This window comes from Arthrobacter globiformis (genome assembly GCF_046536215.2).
Lineage (GTDB): Bacteria > Actinomycetota > Actinomycetes > Actinomycetales > Micrococcaceae > Arthrobacter > Arthrobacter globiformis_E.
The window spans coordinates 4,853,307-4,870,061 of sequence record NZ_CM143421.1; the positions used below are offsets into that span (position 1 = coordinate 4,853,307).

A 16,755-nucleotide genomic window follows, 5' to 3' on the forward strand; every position below is an offset into this window, starting at 1 on the left:
GAAGGAATGCCCATGATGAGTTCCGGCAGGCCCATGCGAAACAGCCCGGGCGGGCGCCAGCGCAGGATTCTCAGTGCCGCAGTGGCGCTGGTGCTGGCCGCGAGCCTGGGGGCGTCAGCTCCTGCCGCTTACGCAGACGACCTTGAGGACCAGCAGGCAGCCCTGAAGGCCGAAGCCGCCCGGGTCCAGCAGTCGCTCGAATTCGTCGATGCAAAAATTTCCAAAGCAGTCGGGGACCTCGTGATCTACCGGGGACAGCTTCCGGCCGCGCAGCAGGCGCTGCTCGAGGCCCAGGGCCGCGTGGCGAGTGCTGTAAAGGAAGTGGAAGCCCTCGCGGCCAGGGTGGATCTCGCACAGCAGAACAAGGCCAAAATCACCCAGCAGCTGGATGCGGACAAGCAGAAGATCGCCAGCACGAAGAAGCTGATCGGCCAGATCGCCACCCAGGCCTATAAGTCCGGCGGCGTTCCCTCGGATCTCACCCTCTTCTTCGGCTCTAACAACACCGGCAGCCTCACCGACACGATGGACATGGCGGACCAGGCGCTGCGCAGCCAGAACTCCGCGATGGATAAGCTCACGCAGCAGAACGCCACCAACGTGAACTCGCAGGCCCGGCTGCAGGCGGTTGAAGCCGAGATCAAGGACCTCAAGGCCAAGGCCGACGCGGCGCTTGCCAAAGAGAAAGCAGCCCGCGACGAAGCCGCCGCCAAGAAGGCCAAGGTGGACAAGCTCATCGCCGACACCACGCGACTGAACAATGAACTCGAGGCGGCCAGGCCCGGAATCCAGAAGAAGCTGGCTGGCGTCAAGGCGCGCCAGGACGCCGTCGCGGCCGAAATCAAAGAGCGTGACCGGAAGCTGCGCGAGGCGTGGCTGGCCGAGCAGCGGCGGATCGCCGCCGCTGCCGCCGCGGCGGCGAAGGCCAAGGGGGAGCAGCCCCCGCCTTACGTGCCGCCCGTGGCGGGACCGCCGTCGGCCTTTGGCCTCCGCCACCCGTTCCCCGACAGCGTTCCCATCACCTCCGGTTTTGGATGGCGTGCGACGCCGCCCGGCACCATCGACTTCTACGGCACCGGCGGCTACATGCACACGGGCATTGACTTCGGTGCCGCCTGCGGCACACCGGTGTACGCGGCCGCAGCCGGCACGGTGTTCTCCGCGGGCTGGGCGGACGACGGCGGCGGCAACAACGTGAAGATCTCCCACGGCGTGGTGCAGGGCAACTCGCTGACCACGATCTACTACCACAACACCAGCGTGGTGGTCTCGGTGGGGCAGCAGGTCAGCCAGGGCCAGCTCATCGCCTACTCGGGCACCACCGGCAACTCCACCGGCTGCCACTCGCACTTTGAGACCTGGCTGAACGGTGAAGCGGTTGACCCGATGCGCCTGCTCTGACAAGGGGGTGCCGGTCGCCTGACGACGCGGGTCCGCCGGCGCACCTGCCGTAGAATAGTAAGACTTTGTTCCGCTGCCGCCGGAACAGCCAGTACCGAGAACTGAGGAGTTGAACCGTGCCCAAAGAAAGTGGCCGTAAAGTCGTGGCCACCAACCGGAAGGCCCGGCACGACTACCACGTCCTGGACACCTACGAGGCGGGCATCGCGCTTATGGGGACGGAGGTGAAGTCCCTCCGCGAAGGCCATGCGTCCATGGTCGACGGGTTCTGCACATTCTACAACGACGAGCTCTGGATGGAAGGCATCAACATCCCCGAGTACAACCAGGGGAGCTGGACCAACCACTCGGCGCGGCGGCGGCGGAAGCTCCTCCTGCACCGCGAGGAGCTCATCAAGATTTCGCACAAGATCCGCGAATCGGGCTTCACCATTGTTCCGCTGCAGCTCTACTTCCTGGACGGCCGGGCCAAAGTGGAAATCGGCGTGGCCCGCGGTAAGAAGGAATACGACAAGCGCCAGACCCTTCGCGAGCAGCAGGACAAGCGCGAGGCCCAGCGCGCCATGCGGGAACGCAACCGCCGCTAGGACCGAAAGGCCGACGCGCGGTACGGCGGCTGGAATGATTCGGCGCGCCAATGCGTTATTATTGGTAGTCCGGCAGGGAACTGGTCCAGAAACCTACGCCTTGCCGGTTGGTAACAAAATACGGGGATGATCGGTTTCGACGATGTTAGTCGCGACAGGTGAAGCGGGCCGAGGATGCAGAATTATCTCGTAAACGCTGTCTGCAAACCAATAAGTGCCGAATCTAAGCGCACTGACTTCGAACTCGCTGCCTAAGCAGTAGTTCAGTCCGTCAGCCCGGGGATGCTATCGCTCCGGATCCTGGCGTCATTTAGATAGCCACTGCTGTTTGCTCCCGTCATCGGAGTAAACGGGACTCTTAGATGACTGGGCCCGGATCAGCCGCCTGTTTGCAGGACGGCTGGGGCCGAGAAAATCCGACGCAAACTGCGCCCGGAGAAGCCCTGACAACACGACATCGGACGGGGGTTCAATTCCCCCCATCTCCACATCCCGTCATTTTGACGACGAACGCCCGGACTTCGGTCCGGGCGTTCCTTGTTTAAGCCCGCCCCGTCGTTTAAGCCCGCCCCGTCGCTGTTCACCGACGGCGTAGCCCGCGCGGGACTACCCGCCCCGCCTGGCGGGTTGTGACTGGTATCACGGATCCAGAGGATTCGAACGAGCGGTAGGGAGGCATGCCATGTCCACGGCGGCTGCAAACGAACCGGGTCCCGTCGACGACGGCGCGGCCCTTGACGCCTATTCGGAGACAGTCATCAGGGTGGCCAGAACTGTCACGCCCCATGTGGCTGCCATCGAGATGACGGGGAACCGGCGCAACGGTCGGTTCCGGGTCGGCGCGGGATCCGCGGTCCTGTTCACGGAGGACGGCTACCTGCTGACCAACGCCCATGTGGTGGCCGGGACCCAGAAGGGCCGCGCTGTCTTCGCTGACGGCTCCGGTACAGACCTTGAGGTGGTGGGCGCGGATCCGCTGTCCGATCTGGCTGTGGTCCGGGGCCGTTCCCCGCATGTCGCGCCAGCGGAGTTCGGTGACGCCGAGTCCCTGCAGGTGGGGCAGCTGGTGATCGCCGTCGGGAACCCGCTGGGACTCTCGGGCTCGGTGACGGCAGGTGTGGTCAGCGGGCTGGGCCGCGCCATCCCGGTCTGGGCGGGACGCAACCGCCGGGTCATTGAGGATGTCATCCAGACCGATGCCGCCCTGAACGCCGGCAGTTCCGGCGGGGCACTGGCTGACTCACGAAGCCGGATCGTCGGAATCAACACCGCGGTGGCCGGCGCCGGGCTCGGCCTGGCCGTACCCATCAACAGCACCTCGCGCCGGATCATCTCCGCACTCCTGTCGGACGGCCGGGTGCGGCGCGCCTACCTCGGCGTGGTCAGCACACCCATCCGCCTGGGTGCCAGCGACGTGGTCCGCACGGGCCAGCGGGAGGGACTGCGCGTGGTGGAGGTGCTGTCCGGTTCCCCCGCGGAGCAGGCCGGGATCCGGACCGGTGATGTGCTGCTGCGGGCAGGCTCCCGCGCTGTCAGCAATGCAGAGAGCCTGCAGAAACTGCTCTTCGCCGAGGCCATCGGCGTCCCGATGAACATAGCCGTCCTGCGCGACGGGCACGTCACCGACATCGCGGCTGTGCCCGGCGAAATGGCGGACTGGGGATAGACGCAAACGACGGCGTGGCCAGGAAATCCCTGGCCACGCCGTCGCGTGTTAAACGGCAGTCAGCGCTTCTTCAGATGCGCCACAGGATCCGCGGCTCCCTCGTGCGGTGCCTTGGCTTTCTTGTCCGCGCGTTTCTGCTTGATGGTCTTGCCTGCTTTTTTCTGCTGCTGCTGGTGCGGCGACTTGTCCGGCATGGCGTGCTCCCTCGTCCGAGGGGCAGGAGGTGCCCCTCCCTACGTAAATTACGCCTGTTTCGGTTCAGATGTAACTGCCCTGTCAGCCCGCGACGTCGGCGATTCCCACGAACCTGGTGCCCACGCCGTCGAACTCGCTCCGTACAGAGCCGGGCGCCGGCGGCGGAACCTCGGAGGGACGGTGGTGGTCGCACACGACGTACGTGAACTCGGGCCACCACTTCTTGGGCCGGGCCGCCTCCTCGTAGCCGCAGACCGCGCAGACGAGGTGCACCCACACCGGCCTCTTCCCGGTCCGGTTGGCACGGGACTGGAGAAGCCAGGCGGGGGGATTGTCCAGCAGCTCTCCCAGCTCGGCTTCGGTCAGAAGCTTCGGAATGCCGTGGCGCTGGGCCATTTCCAGTGGTACATCCAGGGCAATTGCCGCATCACGTCTGCTGATCATCCAGTCCACGATACGGTAAGTCATGAGCGATGCCAGCCAGACCACCGCGCCCACGCGACTCCAGCGACAGGTATTGACCGTGGCGATCGTGGCCTCCTTCATGGCGATCCTGGACAGCTTCGTCGTCAGCCTCGCCCTGCCCGCCATCGGCAGGGAACTCGGGGGCGGCCTCCGGATCCAGCAGTGGGTGGTGGACGCCTACCTCCTGACCCTCGGCGCACTCATCCTGGCGGCCGGCTCGCTGTCGGACCACTTCGGACGGGTGCGGGTGCTGCAGTGGGGCCTGGGCGGGTTTGCTCTCACCTCGGTTCTCTGCGGGGCAGCCTGGACTGCCGAAATACTGGTGGTCAGCCGCGGGCTGCAGGGGGTGGCCGGAGCGCTTCTGGTGCCCAGCTCGTTGGCGCTGATCGTCAGTCACTTCGACAGCGCCGCCCAGGGTGCGGCCATCGGCAAATGGTCGGCGTGGACCAGCGCCGCCGCCATTGTGGCCCCCCTGATCGGCGGCGTATCGGTGGACCTGCTCTCGTGGCGGGTCATCTTTTTCGTCAACGTCCTGCCGGCGGCGGCCGTCTGGCCCGTGCTGGCCAGGCTCCGGAAGGCCGACGGCGACCCAGACGCTTCGGGCCGCATCGACATCGCGGGGGCTCTCCTTGCCGTCATCGCGCTGGGCGGTCCGGTCTATGCACTGATTGAACAGGGGACTGCAGGCTGGGGAAGCCCGCAGGTCTGGCTGCCGCTGGCCGCCGGCGTTGGGGCCACGGTGCTTTTCCTCATCCATGAATCGCGGACAGGCGCGCCGCTGCTGCCCCTGGGCATGTTCACGGTGCGGAACTTCGGCTGGGGCAACATTGCCACGGCCGCGATCTACGGCGGATTTTCGCTCGGGTTCTTTGCGCTCGGCATCTATATCCAGCAGGTCGGCGGCATGAAGGCGACCACCGCGGGCCTGGCGCTGCTGCCCTCCACGGTGATCCTGATGCTGCTGGCGTCCTTCTTCGGCGGCCTCGCCGGCAAGTACGGGCCGCGGTGGTTCATGACCGCCGGGCCGGTGCTGTGCGCGGCCGGCTTCCTGCTCACGTTGTCCGTTGGCGGCACCCTGAACTACTGGACCCAGGTCCTGCCCGGGCAGCTGGTCTTCGGCCTTGGCCTTTCCATGACCGTGGCACCGCTGACGGCGGCGATCCTGGGGTCGGTCCCGGAGAAGCAGGCCGGCGTTGGCTCCGCGGTGAACAACGCTGTTTCACGAATCGCCGGCCTGGTTTGCATCGCCTTTGCGGGCTTCATCGTCGGTCCGGAACTGACGACGCCGGGCCTGCACCGTGCGCTGCTGGCCACGGCCGCCCTGCTGCTGCTGGGAGCGGCCAGTTCCGCCGTCGGAATCCGCAACCCCGTGCCGGCTAGCCGCCGCTGACCGCTATTCCTGCCGCGGCCGCAGCCAGCCCCAGCAGCAGGTTGGCGACGATGTTGGCGGCGGCGGCGAGGTAGCGCCGTTCGCTGGCCAGCCGCACCGTGGCGGTGGTCCAGGAACTGAAGGTGGTGAGGCCCCCGGCGAACCCGGTGGCGAGGGCGGCGTGCCATTCGCTGCCGAATACCGCGGTGACGCCGACGGACAGCCCGATCACGAATGATCCGACGACGTTGACCAGCAGGGTGGCCCAGGGCCAGTGCCGCCGCGGCGACGGGAAACCGGCCAGCCAGCCGTCCACGGCGAACCTGAGAAGGGCTCCGGCGATGCCGAAAAGACCCACCAGGAGGGCCGTCACGGACCCACCCCGGCAGGAGCACCCAGCACCTTGCCGGCCCGCCAGCCAGCGGCCGCCGCCGCGAGGCCCAGCAGGACGGAGAGCCCCAGATAGAGAAGTCCCAGGCCGGGGAGCCCGCCGCGGGTGAGCTGGTCCGTGGAAAATACGACGGCGGAGAAGGTGGTGAAGGAGCCCAGCACGCCCGGCCCGATGGCGGCACGGAGCCAGAACGCGGTGTGCGGCCGCGCGATCCAGATGGTGGTGAGGGCCGCCAGCACGAAGCTGCCCGCGATGTTGATGGAAAGTGTGGCCCACGGCAGGTCTCCGGGCTGGTCCGGAAACAGCAGTCCCAGCACGTACCGGAGTTCAGTTCCCAGCAGTCCGCCGACTGCCACGGCGGTCCAGACCCGCCAGCCGTAGCCCGTTTTGGGAGCGGTGCCGGTGCGGCCGGCCAGGCGAGCGCGCACCTGTGCCTACAGGCCGGCCATGCGGCAGCCGGGGTGCGCCGAATCGCTGTGGATCCAAAGGGCGGAGGCCACTTCGTCGGCCAGGTCAACGTCGCGGCTGGTCCCGGGGGAGCCGATGCGGACCACGAGTGCGCCGCCGAAGGGCTTGCGGCCGCGCACCTCGACGTCGGCGTCGAGGCTGATCTTTTCCGCGGCGAGGTAGCGCAGCAGCTCGGGATTTTCGTCGCTGATCCGGGTGATCCTGCCGGTGTGGCCGTCGTCGAGCTCGATCATCCGGTGCGCGGAGGGCATCCGGACGGTTCCGTCAGCCGCGGGGATGGGATCGCCGTGCGGGTCCCGGGACGGGTTGTCCAGCCGGTCTGCCAGCCGTTCAATGAACGTGTCCGAGACCGCATGTTCCAGCTGTTCGGCCTCGTCGTGGACTTCGTCCCAGCTGTATCCGAGGTCCTTGACCAGGTACGTCTCAATGAGGCGGTGCCGCCGGACCATGGAGAGGGCAAGCCGGACGCCCTGCGGCGTGAGCGTGATGGCGCTGTACGGCTTGTGGAGGACCAGGCCCTGGTCCTTGAGCTTGCGCACCATTTCGGAGACCGACGAGTTGGCTACGCCGAGGCGCTGTGCAAGCTGGGTGGAGGTGATGGGCTTGTCCTGCCATTCCGTGAAGGAATAGATGACCTTAACGTAATCCTCGATCGAGGAGGAGGGCGTACTGGTCTTCACAGCTTCAAGCCTACCTGCTGCCGCCCCGGCGCTCCGCCCGAACGGCCCGCCAGGTCTGGGTCAGGTAGGGAAGCTGCAGCACTTCGCCCTCGGCATGCCCCAGGTGCTCGTGCAGGTACCAGGAGAGGTTGTCTGTCACCTTGGCGCGGGTGGAGTCGTTGGCCGCGAGGTAATAACTGCGGGACTTGGCCAGTTCGAGGATGTCGTCCGGGGTGACCGGATCCTCCCACCGCGTCAGGTGGCTTTCCAGGGACGTGAATTCGGGCCCGATTTTGGGGCGGAAATCAGGTTTGTGGACGTCGCCGGCGTGCATGATGCGGGACAGCCGGTGCACCCACGGCACGGAGGTGTCCAGCTGGTTCCAGATGAGGCCCAGTACCCCGCGGGGCTTGAGGATCCGGGCAATCTCGGTGCTGGCCAGCAGCGGGTCGCACCAGTGCCACGCCTGGGCAACGCTGACGACGTCGAACGCCGCCCCGGGCAGTCCGGTTGCCTCCGCGGTCCCTTCCAGGGCCTGGACTCCGGGAAAGGCACGGCTGAGCTGTTCCAGCATGTCCACGGACGGGTCCACCGCGCTGACGCTCAGCCCGCGTTCCACCAGCAGGGCCGTGAATTTACCGGTTCCGGCGCCGAGATCGGCAGCAGTGCGGGCACCGGCCGGAATGAGCCAGTCCGCGGAATCGCCGGGGTAGCCGGGACGGACGCGGTGGTAGTGCTCGCCGCCGTCCTGGAAGCTCTGCCCGAGCTCCTGCCGCCGCCCGTGATGAAGTTTGGGACCGCCCCGTGCCACGCACAGTCTCCTTAGCCCGACGTCGAAAATTACCTTTCGAATTTACCGTACGGAGGCAGTTGGCAGAGCGGGTGGCGCTTAGTCCTGCGTGCCCGTCACTCCTGCGTGCAGGGTGCGGCGCCGGCGGTGCCCGGGGTGTTCGGTGCCCATTCGGGGTAGGTGCGGGTGTCGTTCGCCGGCACCCAGCGCCCGGCGTCCACCACGTAGTCCCAGCCCAGGCCGGAGCGGCGGAGCTCCTCGATGCCGGCGAGGAGCCGCTGGGCATCCTCGAGCCGGGACCCCACGCCGAAGCTGGCGCGCAGGGACCCGGACGGCAGGCCGAGGCGCTTCAGCAGCGGGTGGGCGCAGAAGCGTCCGTCGCGCAGGCCCACACCGTGTTCGGCCGACAGGTAGGCGGCCACCAGGCCGGCGTCGTAACCCTCCACGGAGAAGTTGACCACGCCGATGGCCTCGTCCGGGTCGCTGTCCTCGAAGATCTGGTGGACGGTGACGCCGTCGATCCTGTGCAGCCCCTCGACGAGGAAGGACCGGATGGCAGCCTCATGGGCGTGCCAGCTCTGCGGGTCCAGGGCAGCGATGACCTGCGTTGCCCTGGCCAGGGTGGCTGCGCCGAGCACGTTGGGTGAGCCGCCCTCGTGGCGGGCGGGGCCGGTGGCCCAGCTGACGCCGTCGAGCCGGGCCTCGCTGACGGCGCCGCCGCCGGCAAGGTGGGGGGTGCCGGCGTCGAGCCAGTCGGGGCGGCCGATCAGCACGCCGGCGCCGAAGGGGGCGTAGAGCTTGTGGCCGGAGAAGGCGAGGTAGTCGACGTCGTCCGCGGCGATGTTGACGCGGCGGTGCGGCGCGAGCTGGGCGGCGTCCACCACGATCCGTGCGCCGTATTCATGGGCAAGTGCCGCGAGGCGCCGGATCGGAAGGATTTCGCCGGTGACGTTGGACGCACCGGTGACGGCAAGGAGGCTGACGTCGCCGTGCTCAAGTTCGGTGCGCAGGCTGCTGATGGTGGCTTCCAGCGTTTCCGAGGCCACCACGCTGCGGTGCGGCACTCCCTGCCACGGCAGCAGGTTGGCGTGGTGCTCGATGTCCAGGTACAGCACCTCACCGGTGTGGTGGTGGTCCTGCACGGGCAGGCAGCCGGCCAGGAGGTTGAGGGAATCGGTGGTGTTCCGGGTGAAGATCACGGCGTCATCGGCGCGGCCGCCAACGAACTCCCGCACGATGTCGCGCGCGTTCTCGTACACGGAGGTGCTGATCTGCGAGGCGTAGCCGGCGCCGCGGTGCACGCTTGCGTAGTACGGGAGGATCTCGTTGAGGTACGCAGACACCACGGACAGTGCGGGCGCGGAGGCGCCGTAGTCGAGGTTGGCGTAGCGGACGTGGCCGCCCTGGATCAGCGGAGCCTGGATTTCCGCGCCGGTGACGGCGGCCAGGGGACGGCCGGCGGCAGCAAATCGGCCGTCCAGCACGTCGGCGTCGGTGGTGGAAGCAATGGTTGCAGTCGTCATGGGACCTCACTGAGAAAGGACCCCGTGGGACGGGGATCCGCGCTTGCCGGGTCCGTTCCGGATCGGCCTGGTCGTCACCCGGGGCACCCCACCGCGAATGGAGGGTTGCCGGCCAGCTAACCGGGGTTTAGCGCTGGCACTCGTGACCTGTTACGAGACTAGGACATCCGGAGGGGCGATGAAAAAGCCGGTCGGGAATGTTAAGCGGATTATTACGCAGCCCGGATATTGGGCTTTCCGTCGAATAAACGACGGCGGCCGGCACCAAAAGGGGGCGGCCGCCGTCGTAATATTCAGCGCCAGGGCGCCGGATCTGCTCAGGGGATAGCTAGAGCAAATCGTCCAGCTGCGGGTTCAGCCGCTTCAGGACTTCCGAGTGCAGGATCGAGTTGGTGGCCAGGGCATTGCCGCCGAACGGGCCGTCCGTGCCTTCGAGGGAGGTGAACCGGCCGCCGGCCTCCGTGACGATCGGCACCAGCGCCGCCATGTCGTAAAGGTTCAGTTCCGGTTCGCAGGCGATGTCCACCGCGCCTTCGGCGACCATGCAGTAGGACCAGAAATCGCCGAAGGCGCGGGTGCGCCACACATCCTCGGTGAGCTGGAGGAACTCATCGAGGTTGCCGCGGTCCTTCCAGCCGCCGAGGCTGGAGTAGGACAGCGAGGCGTCGGCGAGGCTGGACACGTTGGATACCTTGAGCCGGGTTGCGGAGGCCAGGGAACGGCCCGAGTAGGCGCCGGCGCCCTTGGCCGCCCACCAGCGCTTGCCGAGCGCCGGGGCGCTGACCACGCCCACGACAGGCTCGCCCTCGTCGACGAGGGCGATCAGCGTGGCCCACACCGGCACTCCGCGGACAAAGTTCTTGGTGCCGTCGATGGGGTCGATGATCCAGCGGCGGGAACCGTGGCCGGAACTTCCGAACTCCTCACCGAGCACGGCGTCGCGGGGACGGGAGCGGGACAGCTGGCCGCGGATGGACTCCTCGGCGGCCTTGTCCGCATCGGTGACCGGCGTCAGATCAGGCTTTGTCTCGATCTGGAGGTCCAGCGCCTTGAACCGGCTCATGGTCTGGTCGTCCACGGAATCGGCCAGCACATGGGCCAGACGCAGGTCATCGTTGTACGTTGAAGCGGGTTGGGTCATGGTTCCAAACTACCCTCAAAGGCCCGGCGGGGCGGGGAGGCAGCCGCCCGGCTGCGCCGGGGCAGCCTAGCCGACGCTGCCGAGTTCCTTGGTTTCCTGGCCCTCCGCGCGCGGGTCGGTGCCCAGCAGGCGGCGCAGGGACGCGAGCCTGGCCGCTCCCGTGGCGCCCGCGTGGCCGGCCGCGACCCATGCATCCACGCCGCAGTTGACCGCGGCGGCGTCGTGCTTGCAGCCGCGTTCGCAGGCCTCGGTGCCCGGCTCAAGGTCGGGGAAGGAGTGCAAAATGCGGTCCGGATCCACGTGGGCCAGCCCGAAGGAACGGATGCCCGGCGTGTCGATGATCCAGCTCCCGGCCGGGGCGTCGGAGAGTTTGAGGGCGAGGGCCGACGACGACGTGTGCCGTCCGCGGCCCGTCACCGCGTTCACGCCGCCGGTGGCGCGTTCGGCGCCCGTCAGCGCGTTGACCATGGTGGATTTTCCGACGCCGGAATGGCCCAGCATCACTGTCACCTTGCCGTCCAGGTGGGCGCGGAGCTCGGACACGGCGGCCACGTCGAGCCGGGCGGAGAGGCCGTCGTCGGAGCGGGCGTCGATGCCGGACGCGTCGGAATCGGCGGTGCGGCTGATGATGACGGGGAAATCGAGGTGGCGGTAGTTGCCCAGCAGCTCGGTCGGATCCTTGACATCCGCCTTGGTGACCAGCAGCAGTGGTTCGATTCCGGCGTCGTAGGCCGCCACCAGAGCCCGGTCGATGAAGCCGGTGCGGGGTTCGGGGTTCGCGGCGGCGACCACCACCACCAGCTGGTCCGCGTTGGCCACAACGGCGCGTTCCACCGGGTCGGTATCGTCGGCGCTGCGGCGCAGCAGGGTCTTGCGGTCCTGGATCTTTACGAGCCGGGCGAGGGTGTCCGGGGCGCCGGACACATCTCCCACGAGGGAGACGAAGTCGCCCGCGACCACAGGGGATCGGCGCAGTTCCCGGGCGCGGGCGGCAATGACCGTCCGTTCATGCCCTGAGTCCTCGCCCACGACCGCCGTGTAACGCCCCCGGTCAACGGTGATGATCCGGCCGGTGACGGCGTCCTCATGGCTGGGGCGGTCCTTCGTCCGGGGCCGGGAACCCTTTTTGTTCGGCCGGATCCGGACGTCGGACTCGTCCCAGGAATCAGTGCTGCGTGCCACCGGTGGTCCCCGCGGTGCTGGTCACTGCCGTGTCTGTCACAGCGCCGTTTGTAACCGAGGCGGTCCGCTGGCCGAGCATGTCCGCCCACAGCTTGGGGAAGTCCGGCATGGTCTTGGACGTCGTGGCGATGTCCTGCACTTCCACGCCCCTGACCGCCAGGCCGAGGATGGCACCGGCGGTGGCCATCCGGTGGTCTGCATAGCTGTGGACGACGCCGGCGTGCAGTTCCGCGGGCCGGATGATCAGCCCGTCTGCCGTTTCCTCGGCATCGCCGCCGAGGCGGTTGATCTCGGTGACGAGCGCGGCGAGCCGGTCCGTCTCGTGTCCGCGCAGGTGGGCGATGCCGCTCAGCCGCGAGGGCCCGGAGGCCAGCGCGCACAGCGCGGCGACCGTCGGCGCCAGTTCGCTGGTCTCGGCGAAGGCCCCGCCCTTGATTTCACTGCCGCCGGTCACGGTCAGGGTTCCGTCCTGCAGCGAGACCGCTGCCCCCATGTCGCTGAGGATGCTGCGCCACATGTCACCCACCTGCGTGGTGTGCTCCGGCCAGTCCGGGATGCGCACCGTGCCGCCGGTGGCCAGCGCGGCCGCCAGGAACGGGCCGGCATTGGACAGGTCCTGCTCGATCCGCTGGTCGAAGGCACGGATCGGGCCCGGGCTCACAATCCAGTGGTTGGGCGTGGAGTTATCCACCACCACGCCTGCGCCGCGCAGCGTGGCGATGGTCATGTTGATGTGGTCCAGGCTCGGCACGGTGCTGCTGGAGTGCTCCAGATGCAGGCCGTCCGCGAACCGCGCCCCCACCAGGAGCAGGGCGGAGACGAACTGGGAGGAGGCGCTGGCGTCAATGACGAGGTGGCCGCCGCGGACGTGCCCGGTGCCGTCAACGCGGAAGGGAAGCGAAGCGGGCGTTCCGCCGTCCTCACCACTGACGGTGACGCCGAGGCCCGCAAGCGCCTCGATGATGGTGCCCATGGGGCGCTCCCGGGCGTGGGGATCGCCGTCGAACACGGTGGCGCCGCTGCGGAGTGCCGCCAGCGGCGGAACAAACCTCATGACGGTCCCGGCCAGGCCGCAGTCGATGGCAACGTCGGCGCCGCCGGCGTTGGCCGGAACCGGCGTCACCTCGAGGTCCGGGCCGAAGGCGCCGTCGCCCGGCACCTCCCGGATGTCCGCGCCAAGCTGGCGCAGGGCGGCGATCATGAGCGCTGAGTCGCGGGAATGCAGCGGCGCCCGGAGCCGGGACGGCCCGTCGGCCAGCGCGGCGAGCACCAGGTACCTGTTGGTCAGCGACTTGGAGCCTGGCACGCGGACCGTGGCGTCAACGGGCTGCTCCGCAAATGGCGCGGGCCAGTGCGGAGCAGCGCCGGAGTTGTCAGCGGACGCGCCCATGGGTGATGCTGTCATTCCTGCTTATGCCCCCACCGCGTGGTCAACAGCCTTGCGGACTGCCTTGTCGGCCTTGCGGACCGCTTTGTCGGCGCTGTGCAGCTTCTTGCCCGTGCTCTTGCGTGCGTCAGCGGCGAGGTGGCTGGCGGTTTTCCGGGCGTCGGCGGCGAGGTGCTCTGCGCGCCAGGCGAGGCTCGGCTTGCCGGCCGTGTCCACGGAGGCGAGCAGCACACCGCCGGTGAGGGTGATGTTCTTGAGCAGCTGGGTGCGGCGTGCTTCGCGGCCCTCCTTGCTGCTGATGTCGGCGCTGCGCCATTCAACGAAGGCGTTCAGTGCCGAGATGACAGCCAGCACAGAGGCCGCCAGCCGCGCGGACTTGCCGAGCGCGAAGAGGACGCCGGCGCCCACCTGCGTGCCGCCGATGATCCGTGCCAGGACCTTCTCGTCCGTCTGGAACGGCAGGGCCTCAGAGGCGCGGCGCAGGAGGGGCGACAGTTGCTGCGCGGTGTCGTCCGCATTCCTGAGCTTGTCCGTTCCGGCGAGGATGAAACTTGAGGCCAGCATCGGCCGGGCAAAAAAGCGGACAAAGGACATGAATTTCCTCCTGGATGGCCGAGCCGCGGTGGCCGCGGCGGAGTCGGTTCTAGTCTTGCACTTTTGCGGAATATTTGCCCACCGCACGTCGTTGTGCACATCAGGCCGGAAGCATTCTGCAGGCAGCGTTCTGTGCAGTTTCCGGTGTTCAGCGGCGGCTGGGGCATGGCCGGAACCGGCAGGAGCGCGGACCGCCGCACGAACGCGGGTCTTATTGGCCGGGTCTTATCAGGCGGAGCGGAGATGGAGCATTGACTTTGGTGAAGGAAGCTGTGGGGGTGCGAAGTCCCGCCAGGATGGGGCCCTTTGTTGTGCCGGAAGCCGACGCATTCGAGGCCGGGAGTGCTTTCCCGGGCCCCGACTATGGCACGGCACGCCGTCAGGGGCGGCCGGCGCCGATCAAAGTAGACTTGAAGGCAATGAGCACCGTGGATCCGGCCCTACAGGCCACACAGGAGGACGCCGCCAACGGCATCCCGGAGAATGGCACGTCGCCCGCCGCCGAAGCGGCAGCGGATATCGACGTCGGCTCGGAGAGCGCGGAAGCGCGCCGGGCACGGTTTGAGCGCGACGCCATGCAGTACGTGGACCAGCTGTATTCGGCGGCCATGCGCATGGCGAGGAACCCGGCCGACGCCGAGGACCTCGTGCAGGAGGCGTATACCAAGGCGTTCTCGGCCTTCCATCAGTACAAGCCCGGCACCAACCTGAAGGCCTGGCTGTACCGGATCCTGACGAACACCTACATCAACCTGTACCGGAAGCGGCAGCGGGAACCCCTGCAGTCCAATTCGGACACCATCGAGGACTGGCAGCTTGCCCGTGCCGAGTCCCACACCTCCAGCGGCCTGCGGTCCGCCGAGGCCGAGGCCTTGGACCACCTGCCGGATTCGGATGTCAAGCGGGCCCTGCAGGCCATCCCGGAAGAGTTCCGGCTGGCCGTGTACTTCGCCGACGTCGAGGGCTTCGCGTACAAGGAAATTTCGGACATCATGAACACCCCCATCGGCACTGTGATGTCCCGGCTCCACCGGGGCCGGAAGATGCTGCGTGACATGCTGGCGGACTACGCCGCCGACCGGGGATTCAAGGCTGCTGCAGACGCCACGGCGGCAACGGAAAGCAACAAACAGGAGAACGGGAAATGAGCGACTGCCAGGGATTGGGCGATTGCGATGACACAAGGATGCAGCGCATCTACGAGTATCTGGACGGAGCTCTGACCCGCGGCGACCTTGCGGAGATCAAGCAGCACCTCGACGAGTGCCCGGAATGCGCCGAGCAGTACGATCTTGAGTGCGTCATCCGCAAAGTGGTGAAGCGCTCCTGTACCGAGGCGGCGCCGGAAAACCTCAAGAACGCGATCCTGGAACGAATCCACACGATCCGGCCCGTGGACGCCTGACCGGGTTGCCGGCTTAAACGCGAAGCCCCCGCTACCGTGCTGGTAGCGGGGGCATCGCATTTAAGCTTCGGTTCGAGCCGTGGCTTAGACGATATGAAGTGGAGCGGCCCCGCTTGCGGGCCGTCCGGGGCGCGGCCCAGTATCGCCGGTACGGTCGTGCAGCGCCAGCTTGTCGTGGTTCGGTTGCCGGTTGCGAGGAAGTGGCGCTGCCCGGCCTGCACGCGGCGGTGATGTCCTTTATCCCGGACGGCCAGGCTCTGACGCCCGGGCGGGGGCCGGGGCCTTCTGTTTCACAGGGTCCGTGGGTTGCCATTAGCGGTACCCGTGGCCTGCGAGGGTCTTTCGGGGGTGCAATGGTAGTGCCACATGTGAGGTTTGGGAGGTCCCGGCTATGTTTGAGCATACTTTCATTGGTCTGGATGTTCACGCGGTTAATGTGGCGGGCCATGCGCTGAACCCGGGCACCGGAGAAATCAGCGCTCACACCATGGCTGCCGACCCGGCCATGGTGCTGGAGTGGGTCCGCCGGTTCGAGCCGCCCGTCAAGGTCGCTTACGAGTCCGGCCCGACAGGGTTCGTTCTGGCCCGGTACCTCCAAGCTGCAGGCATCAATTGCGTGGTCGCGGCGTCTTCGAAGCTGCTGCGTGCCCCTGGGGACCGAGTGAAGACCGACCGTCGCGACGCCCGGGTACTTGCCGAGATGCTTGCGGTCGGTTCAGTGGTCCAGGTGCACATCCCGGACCCTGACGAGGAGGCGTTGCGGGATCTGGCCCGGCTGCGCTCCGGCGCTGCGAAGGACCTAGCCCACGCCCGCCAGCACGTGAACGCCATCCTGCTGCGCCACGGCATCCGCTACCCCAACGACAGCAGATGGACCAAGGAACACCGGTTGTGGCTGCACCGTCAGCGCTTTGACGAACCGGCGCTGCAGTTTACGTACGACGCCGACGTGGAGCAGGCCGAGCTGCTCGCCGCGCATCTGGCACGCATCGACAAACAGATCACCGCCACGGCAGGGCTCTGCCGGTACTCCCGCGTGATCGACGCCCTGATGTGCCTGCGGGGCATCCAGATGACGACCGCCTTCGGGCTGGCTGTAGAGATCGGGGACTGGACCCGCTTCACCGGCTCGTCCATCGGCTCCTATCTCGGGCTGGTTCCCAGTGAAAGCTCCTCCGGCCAGTCCCGGCATCAGGGCCCGATCACCAAGGCCGGGAACACGTACGCCCGTAAACTACTCATCGAGGCCGCGTGGGTCCACCGGCGCCCCTACGCACGGCCTGGGGAACGGCTGCTTCGCCAGCTCGATGTGGTCGGCCCGGCGACCCGCATCCGCGCTCTCGAAGGGAACCACCGGCTCCACCACAAGTGGGAACACTTCGATGAACGCCACAAAATGTCGGTGAAGGCCAACATCGCAATTGCCCGTGAGCTCGCCGGCTGGTGCTGGTCATTGGCCGCCCCACTCCAGCAAGGAGAACGGATGAACGTAGCCTGACCTGCCGGCCGAGACGTGGTGGAAGTGGCGTGGC

General features: G+C 67.6%; 18 protein-coding genes, 1 other RNA gene and 1 riboswitch. Of the genes, 8 read left to right on the top strand and 11 right to left on the bottom strand.

Annotated features, from left to right (window positions below; genetic code table 11):
• Positions 1 to 33: 33 nt before the first annotated feature.
• The 4 genes from R5O87_RS22040 (at position 34) to R5O87_RS22055 (ending at position 3,654) form a co-directional block, all read left to right on the top strand.
• Positions 34 to 1,401, top strand: a complete 1,368-nt coding sequence (locus R5O87_RS22040; RefSeq protein ID WP_410554098.1) for a peptidoglycan DD-metalloendopeptidase family protein — start codon at positions 34 to 36, stop codon at positions 1,399 to 1,401.
• A gap of 116 nt (positions 1,402 to 1,517) precedes the next feature.
• The gene (gene smpB / locus R5O87_RS22045) at positions 1,518 to 1,988 is read left to right on the top strand and encodes an SsrA-binding protein SmpB (protein ID WP_410554073.1); all 471 of its coding nucleotides are present in this window, start codon (positions 1,518 to 1,520) and stop codon (positions 1,986 to 1,988) included.
• Between the two features lie 122 nt (positions 1,989 to 2,110).
• Positions 2,111 to 2,479, top strand: a transfer-messenger RNA (tmRNA) gene (gene ssrA, locus R5O87_RS22050).
• Between the two features lie 191 nt (positions 2,480 to 2,670).
• Positions 2,671 to 3,654 (top strand): S1C family serine protease, encoded by a 984-nt coding sequence (locus tag R5O87_RS22055; protein ID WP_410554074.1) that lies wholly within the window; start codon positions 2,671 to 2,673, stop codon positions 3,652 to 3,654.
• Between the two features lie 59 nt (positions 3,655 to 3,713).
• Here R5O87_RS22055 and R5O87_RS22060 read toward each other — a convergent pair whose 3' ends face one another.
• Both R5O87_RS22060 and R5O87_RS22065 read right to left on the bottom strand, forming a co-directional pair.
• Positions 3,714 to 3,848, bottom strand: a complete 135-nt coding sequence (locus R5O87_RS22060; RefSeq protein ID WP_258006495.1) for a hypothetical protein — start codon at positions 3,846 to 3,848, stop codon at positions 3,714 to 3,716.
• Positions 3,849 to 3,930: 82 nt separating this feature from the next.
• Positions 3,931 to 4,293, bottom strand: a complete 363-nt coding sequence (locus R5O87_RS22065) for a hypothetical protein (RefSeq protein WP_410554099.1) — start codon at positions 4,291 to 4,293, stop codon at positions 3,931 to 3,933.
• Positions 4,294 to 4,315: 22 nt separating this feature from the next.
• Between R5O87_RS22065 and R5O87_RS22070 the strand changes: the two genes are divergently transcribed.
• Positions 4,316 to 5,704 carry an MFS transporter gene (locus R5O87_RS22070; protein WP_410554075.1) on the top strand — a complete coding sequence of 463 codons (1,389 nt, stop codon included), beginning with the start codon at positions 4,316 to 4,318 and terminating at the stop codon, positions 5,702 to 5,704.
• Here the strand turns inward: R5O87_RS22070 and R5O87_RS22075 are convergent.
• The 9 genes from R5O87_RS22075 to R5O87_RS22115 form a co-directional block, all read right to left on the bottom strand.
• A complete protein-coding gene (locus R5O87_RS22075) occupies positions 5,691 to 6,056 on the bottom strand; it encodes a fluoride efflux transporter FluC (RefSeq protein WP_410554076.1) in 366 nt (121 codons plus the stop codon). The genes R5O87_RS22070 and R5O87_RS22075 overlap by 14 nt on opposite strands.
• The gene (locus tag R5O87_RS22080) at positions 6,053 to 6,502 is read right to left on the bottom strand and encodes a fluoride efflux transporter FluC (protein ID WP_410554077.1); all 450 of its coding nucleotides are present in this window, start codon (positions 6,500 to 6,502) and stop codon (positions 6,053 to 6,055) included. The genes R5O87_RS22075 and R5O87_RS22080 overlap by 4 nt, the downstream gene beginning before the upstream one ends.
• Before the next feature lie 6 nt (positions 6,503 to 6,508).
• Positions 6,509 to 7,222, bottom strand: a complete 714-nt coding sequence (locus tag R5O87_RS22085; protein WP_410554078.1) for a metal-dependent transcriptional regulator — start codon at positions 7,220 to 7,222, stop codon at positions 6,509 to 6,511.
• Between the two features lie 10 nt (positions 7,223 to 7,232).
• Entirely contained in the window at positions 7,233 to 8,012 is a 780-nt protein-coding gene (locus R5O87_RS22090; protein WP_410554079.1) for a class I SAM-dependent methyltransferase, read from the bottom strand.
• Between the two features lie 95 nt (positions 8,013 to 8,107).
• On the bottom strand, positions 8,108 to 9,514 hold the full coding sequence (locus R5O87_RS22095; protein ID WP_410554080.1) for an aminotransferase class V-fold PLP-dependent enzyme: 1,407 nt from the start codon (positions 9,512 to 9,514) through the stop codon (positions 8,108 to 8,110).
• Between the two features lie 34 nt (positions 9,515 to 9,548).
• A riboswitch (SAM riboswitch) is annotated at positions 9,549 to 9,662 on the bottom strand.
• A gap of 180 nt (positions 9,663 to 9,842) precedes the next feature.
• Complete coding sequence (gene hisN, locus R5O87_RS22100; RefSeq protein WP_387097945.1) at positions 9,843 to 10,655, bottom strand: histidinol-phosphatase; 813 nt, start codon at positions 10,653 to 10,655, stop codon at positions 9,843 to 9,845.
• A 66-nt stretch (positions 10,656 to 10,721) separates the two neighbouring features.
• On the bottom strand, positions 10,722 to 11,837 hold the full coding sequence (rsgA, locus tag R5O87_RS22105; protein ID WP_410554081.1) for a ribosome small subunit-dependent GTPase A: 1,116 nt from the start codon (positions 11,835 to 11,837) through the stop codon (positions 10,722 to 10,724).
• The gene (aroA, locus tag R5O87_RS22110) at positions 11,821 to 13,242 is read right to left on the bottom strand and encodes a 3-phosphoshikimate 1-carboxyvinyltransferase (RefSeq protein WP_410554082.1); all 1,422 of its coding nucleotides are present in this window, start codon (positions 13,240 to 13,242) and stop codon (positions 11,821 to 11,823) included. The genes rsgA and aroA overlap by 17 nt, the downstream gene beginning before the upstream one ends.
• Before the next feature lie 6 nt (positions 13,243 to 13,248).
• A complete protein-coding gene (locus tag R5O87_RS22115; protein ID WP_410554083.1) occupies positions 13,249 to 13,818 on the bottom strand; it encodes a DoxX family protein in 570 nt (189 codons plus the stop codon).
• Between the two features lie 419 nt (positions 13,819 to 14,237).
• Between R5O87_RS22115 and R5O87_RS22120 the strand changes: the two genes are divergently transcribed.
• The 3 genes from R5O87_RS22120 to R5O87_RS22130 all read left to right on the top strand — a co-directional run bounded on the left by R5O87_RS22120 (position 14,238) and on the right by R5O87_RS22130 (position 16,721).
• The gene (locus tag R5O87_RS22120) at positions 14,238 to 14,966 is read left to right on the top strand and encodes a sigma-70 family RNA polymerase sigma factor (protein ID WP_410554084.1); all 729 of its coding nucleotides are present in this window, start codon (positions 14,238 to 14,240) and stop codon (positions 14,964 to 14,966) included.
• Positions 14,963 to 15,223 carry a mycothiol system anti-sigma-R factor gene (rsrA, locus tag R5O87_RS22125; protein ID WP_410554085.1) on the top strand — a complete coding sequence of 87 codons (261 nt, stop codon included), beginning with the start codon at positions 14,963 to 14,965 and terminating at the stop codon, positions 15,221 to 15,223. The genes R5O87_RS22120 and rsrA overlap by 4 nt, the downstream gene beginning before the upstream one ends.
• Positions 15,224 to 15,614: 391 nt before the next feature.
• Positions 15,615 to 16,721 (top strand): IS110 family RNA-guided transposase, encoded by a 1,107-nt coding sequence (locus tag R5O87_RS22130; RefSeq protein ID WP_462836350.1) that lies wholly within the window; start codon positions 15,615 to 15,617, stop codon positions 16,719 to 16,721.
• The last annotated feature ends 34 nt before the right edge of the window (positions 16,722 to 16,755 follow it).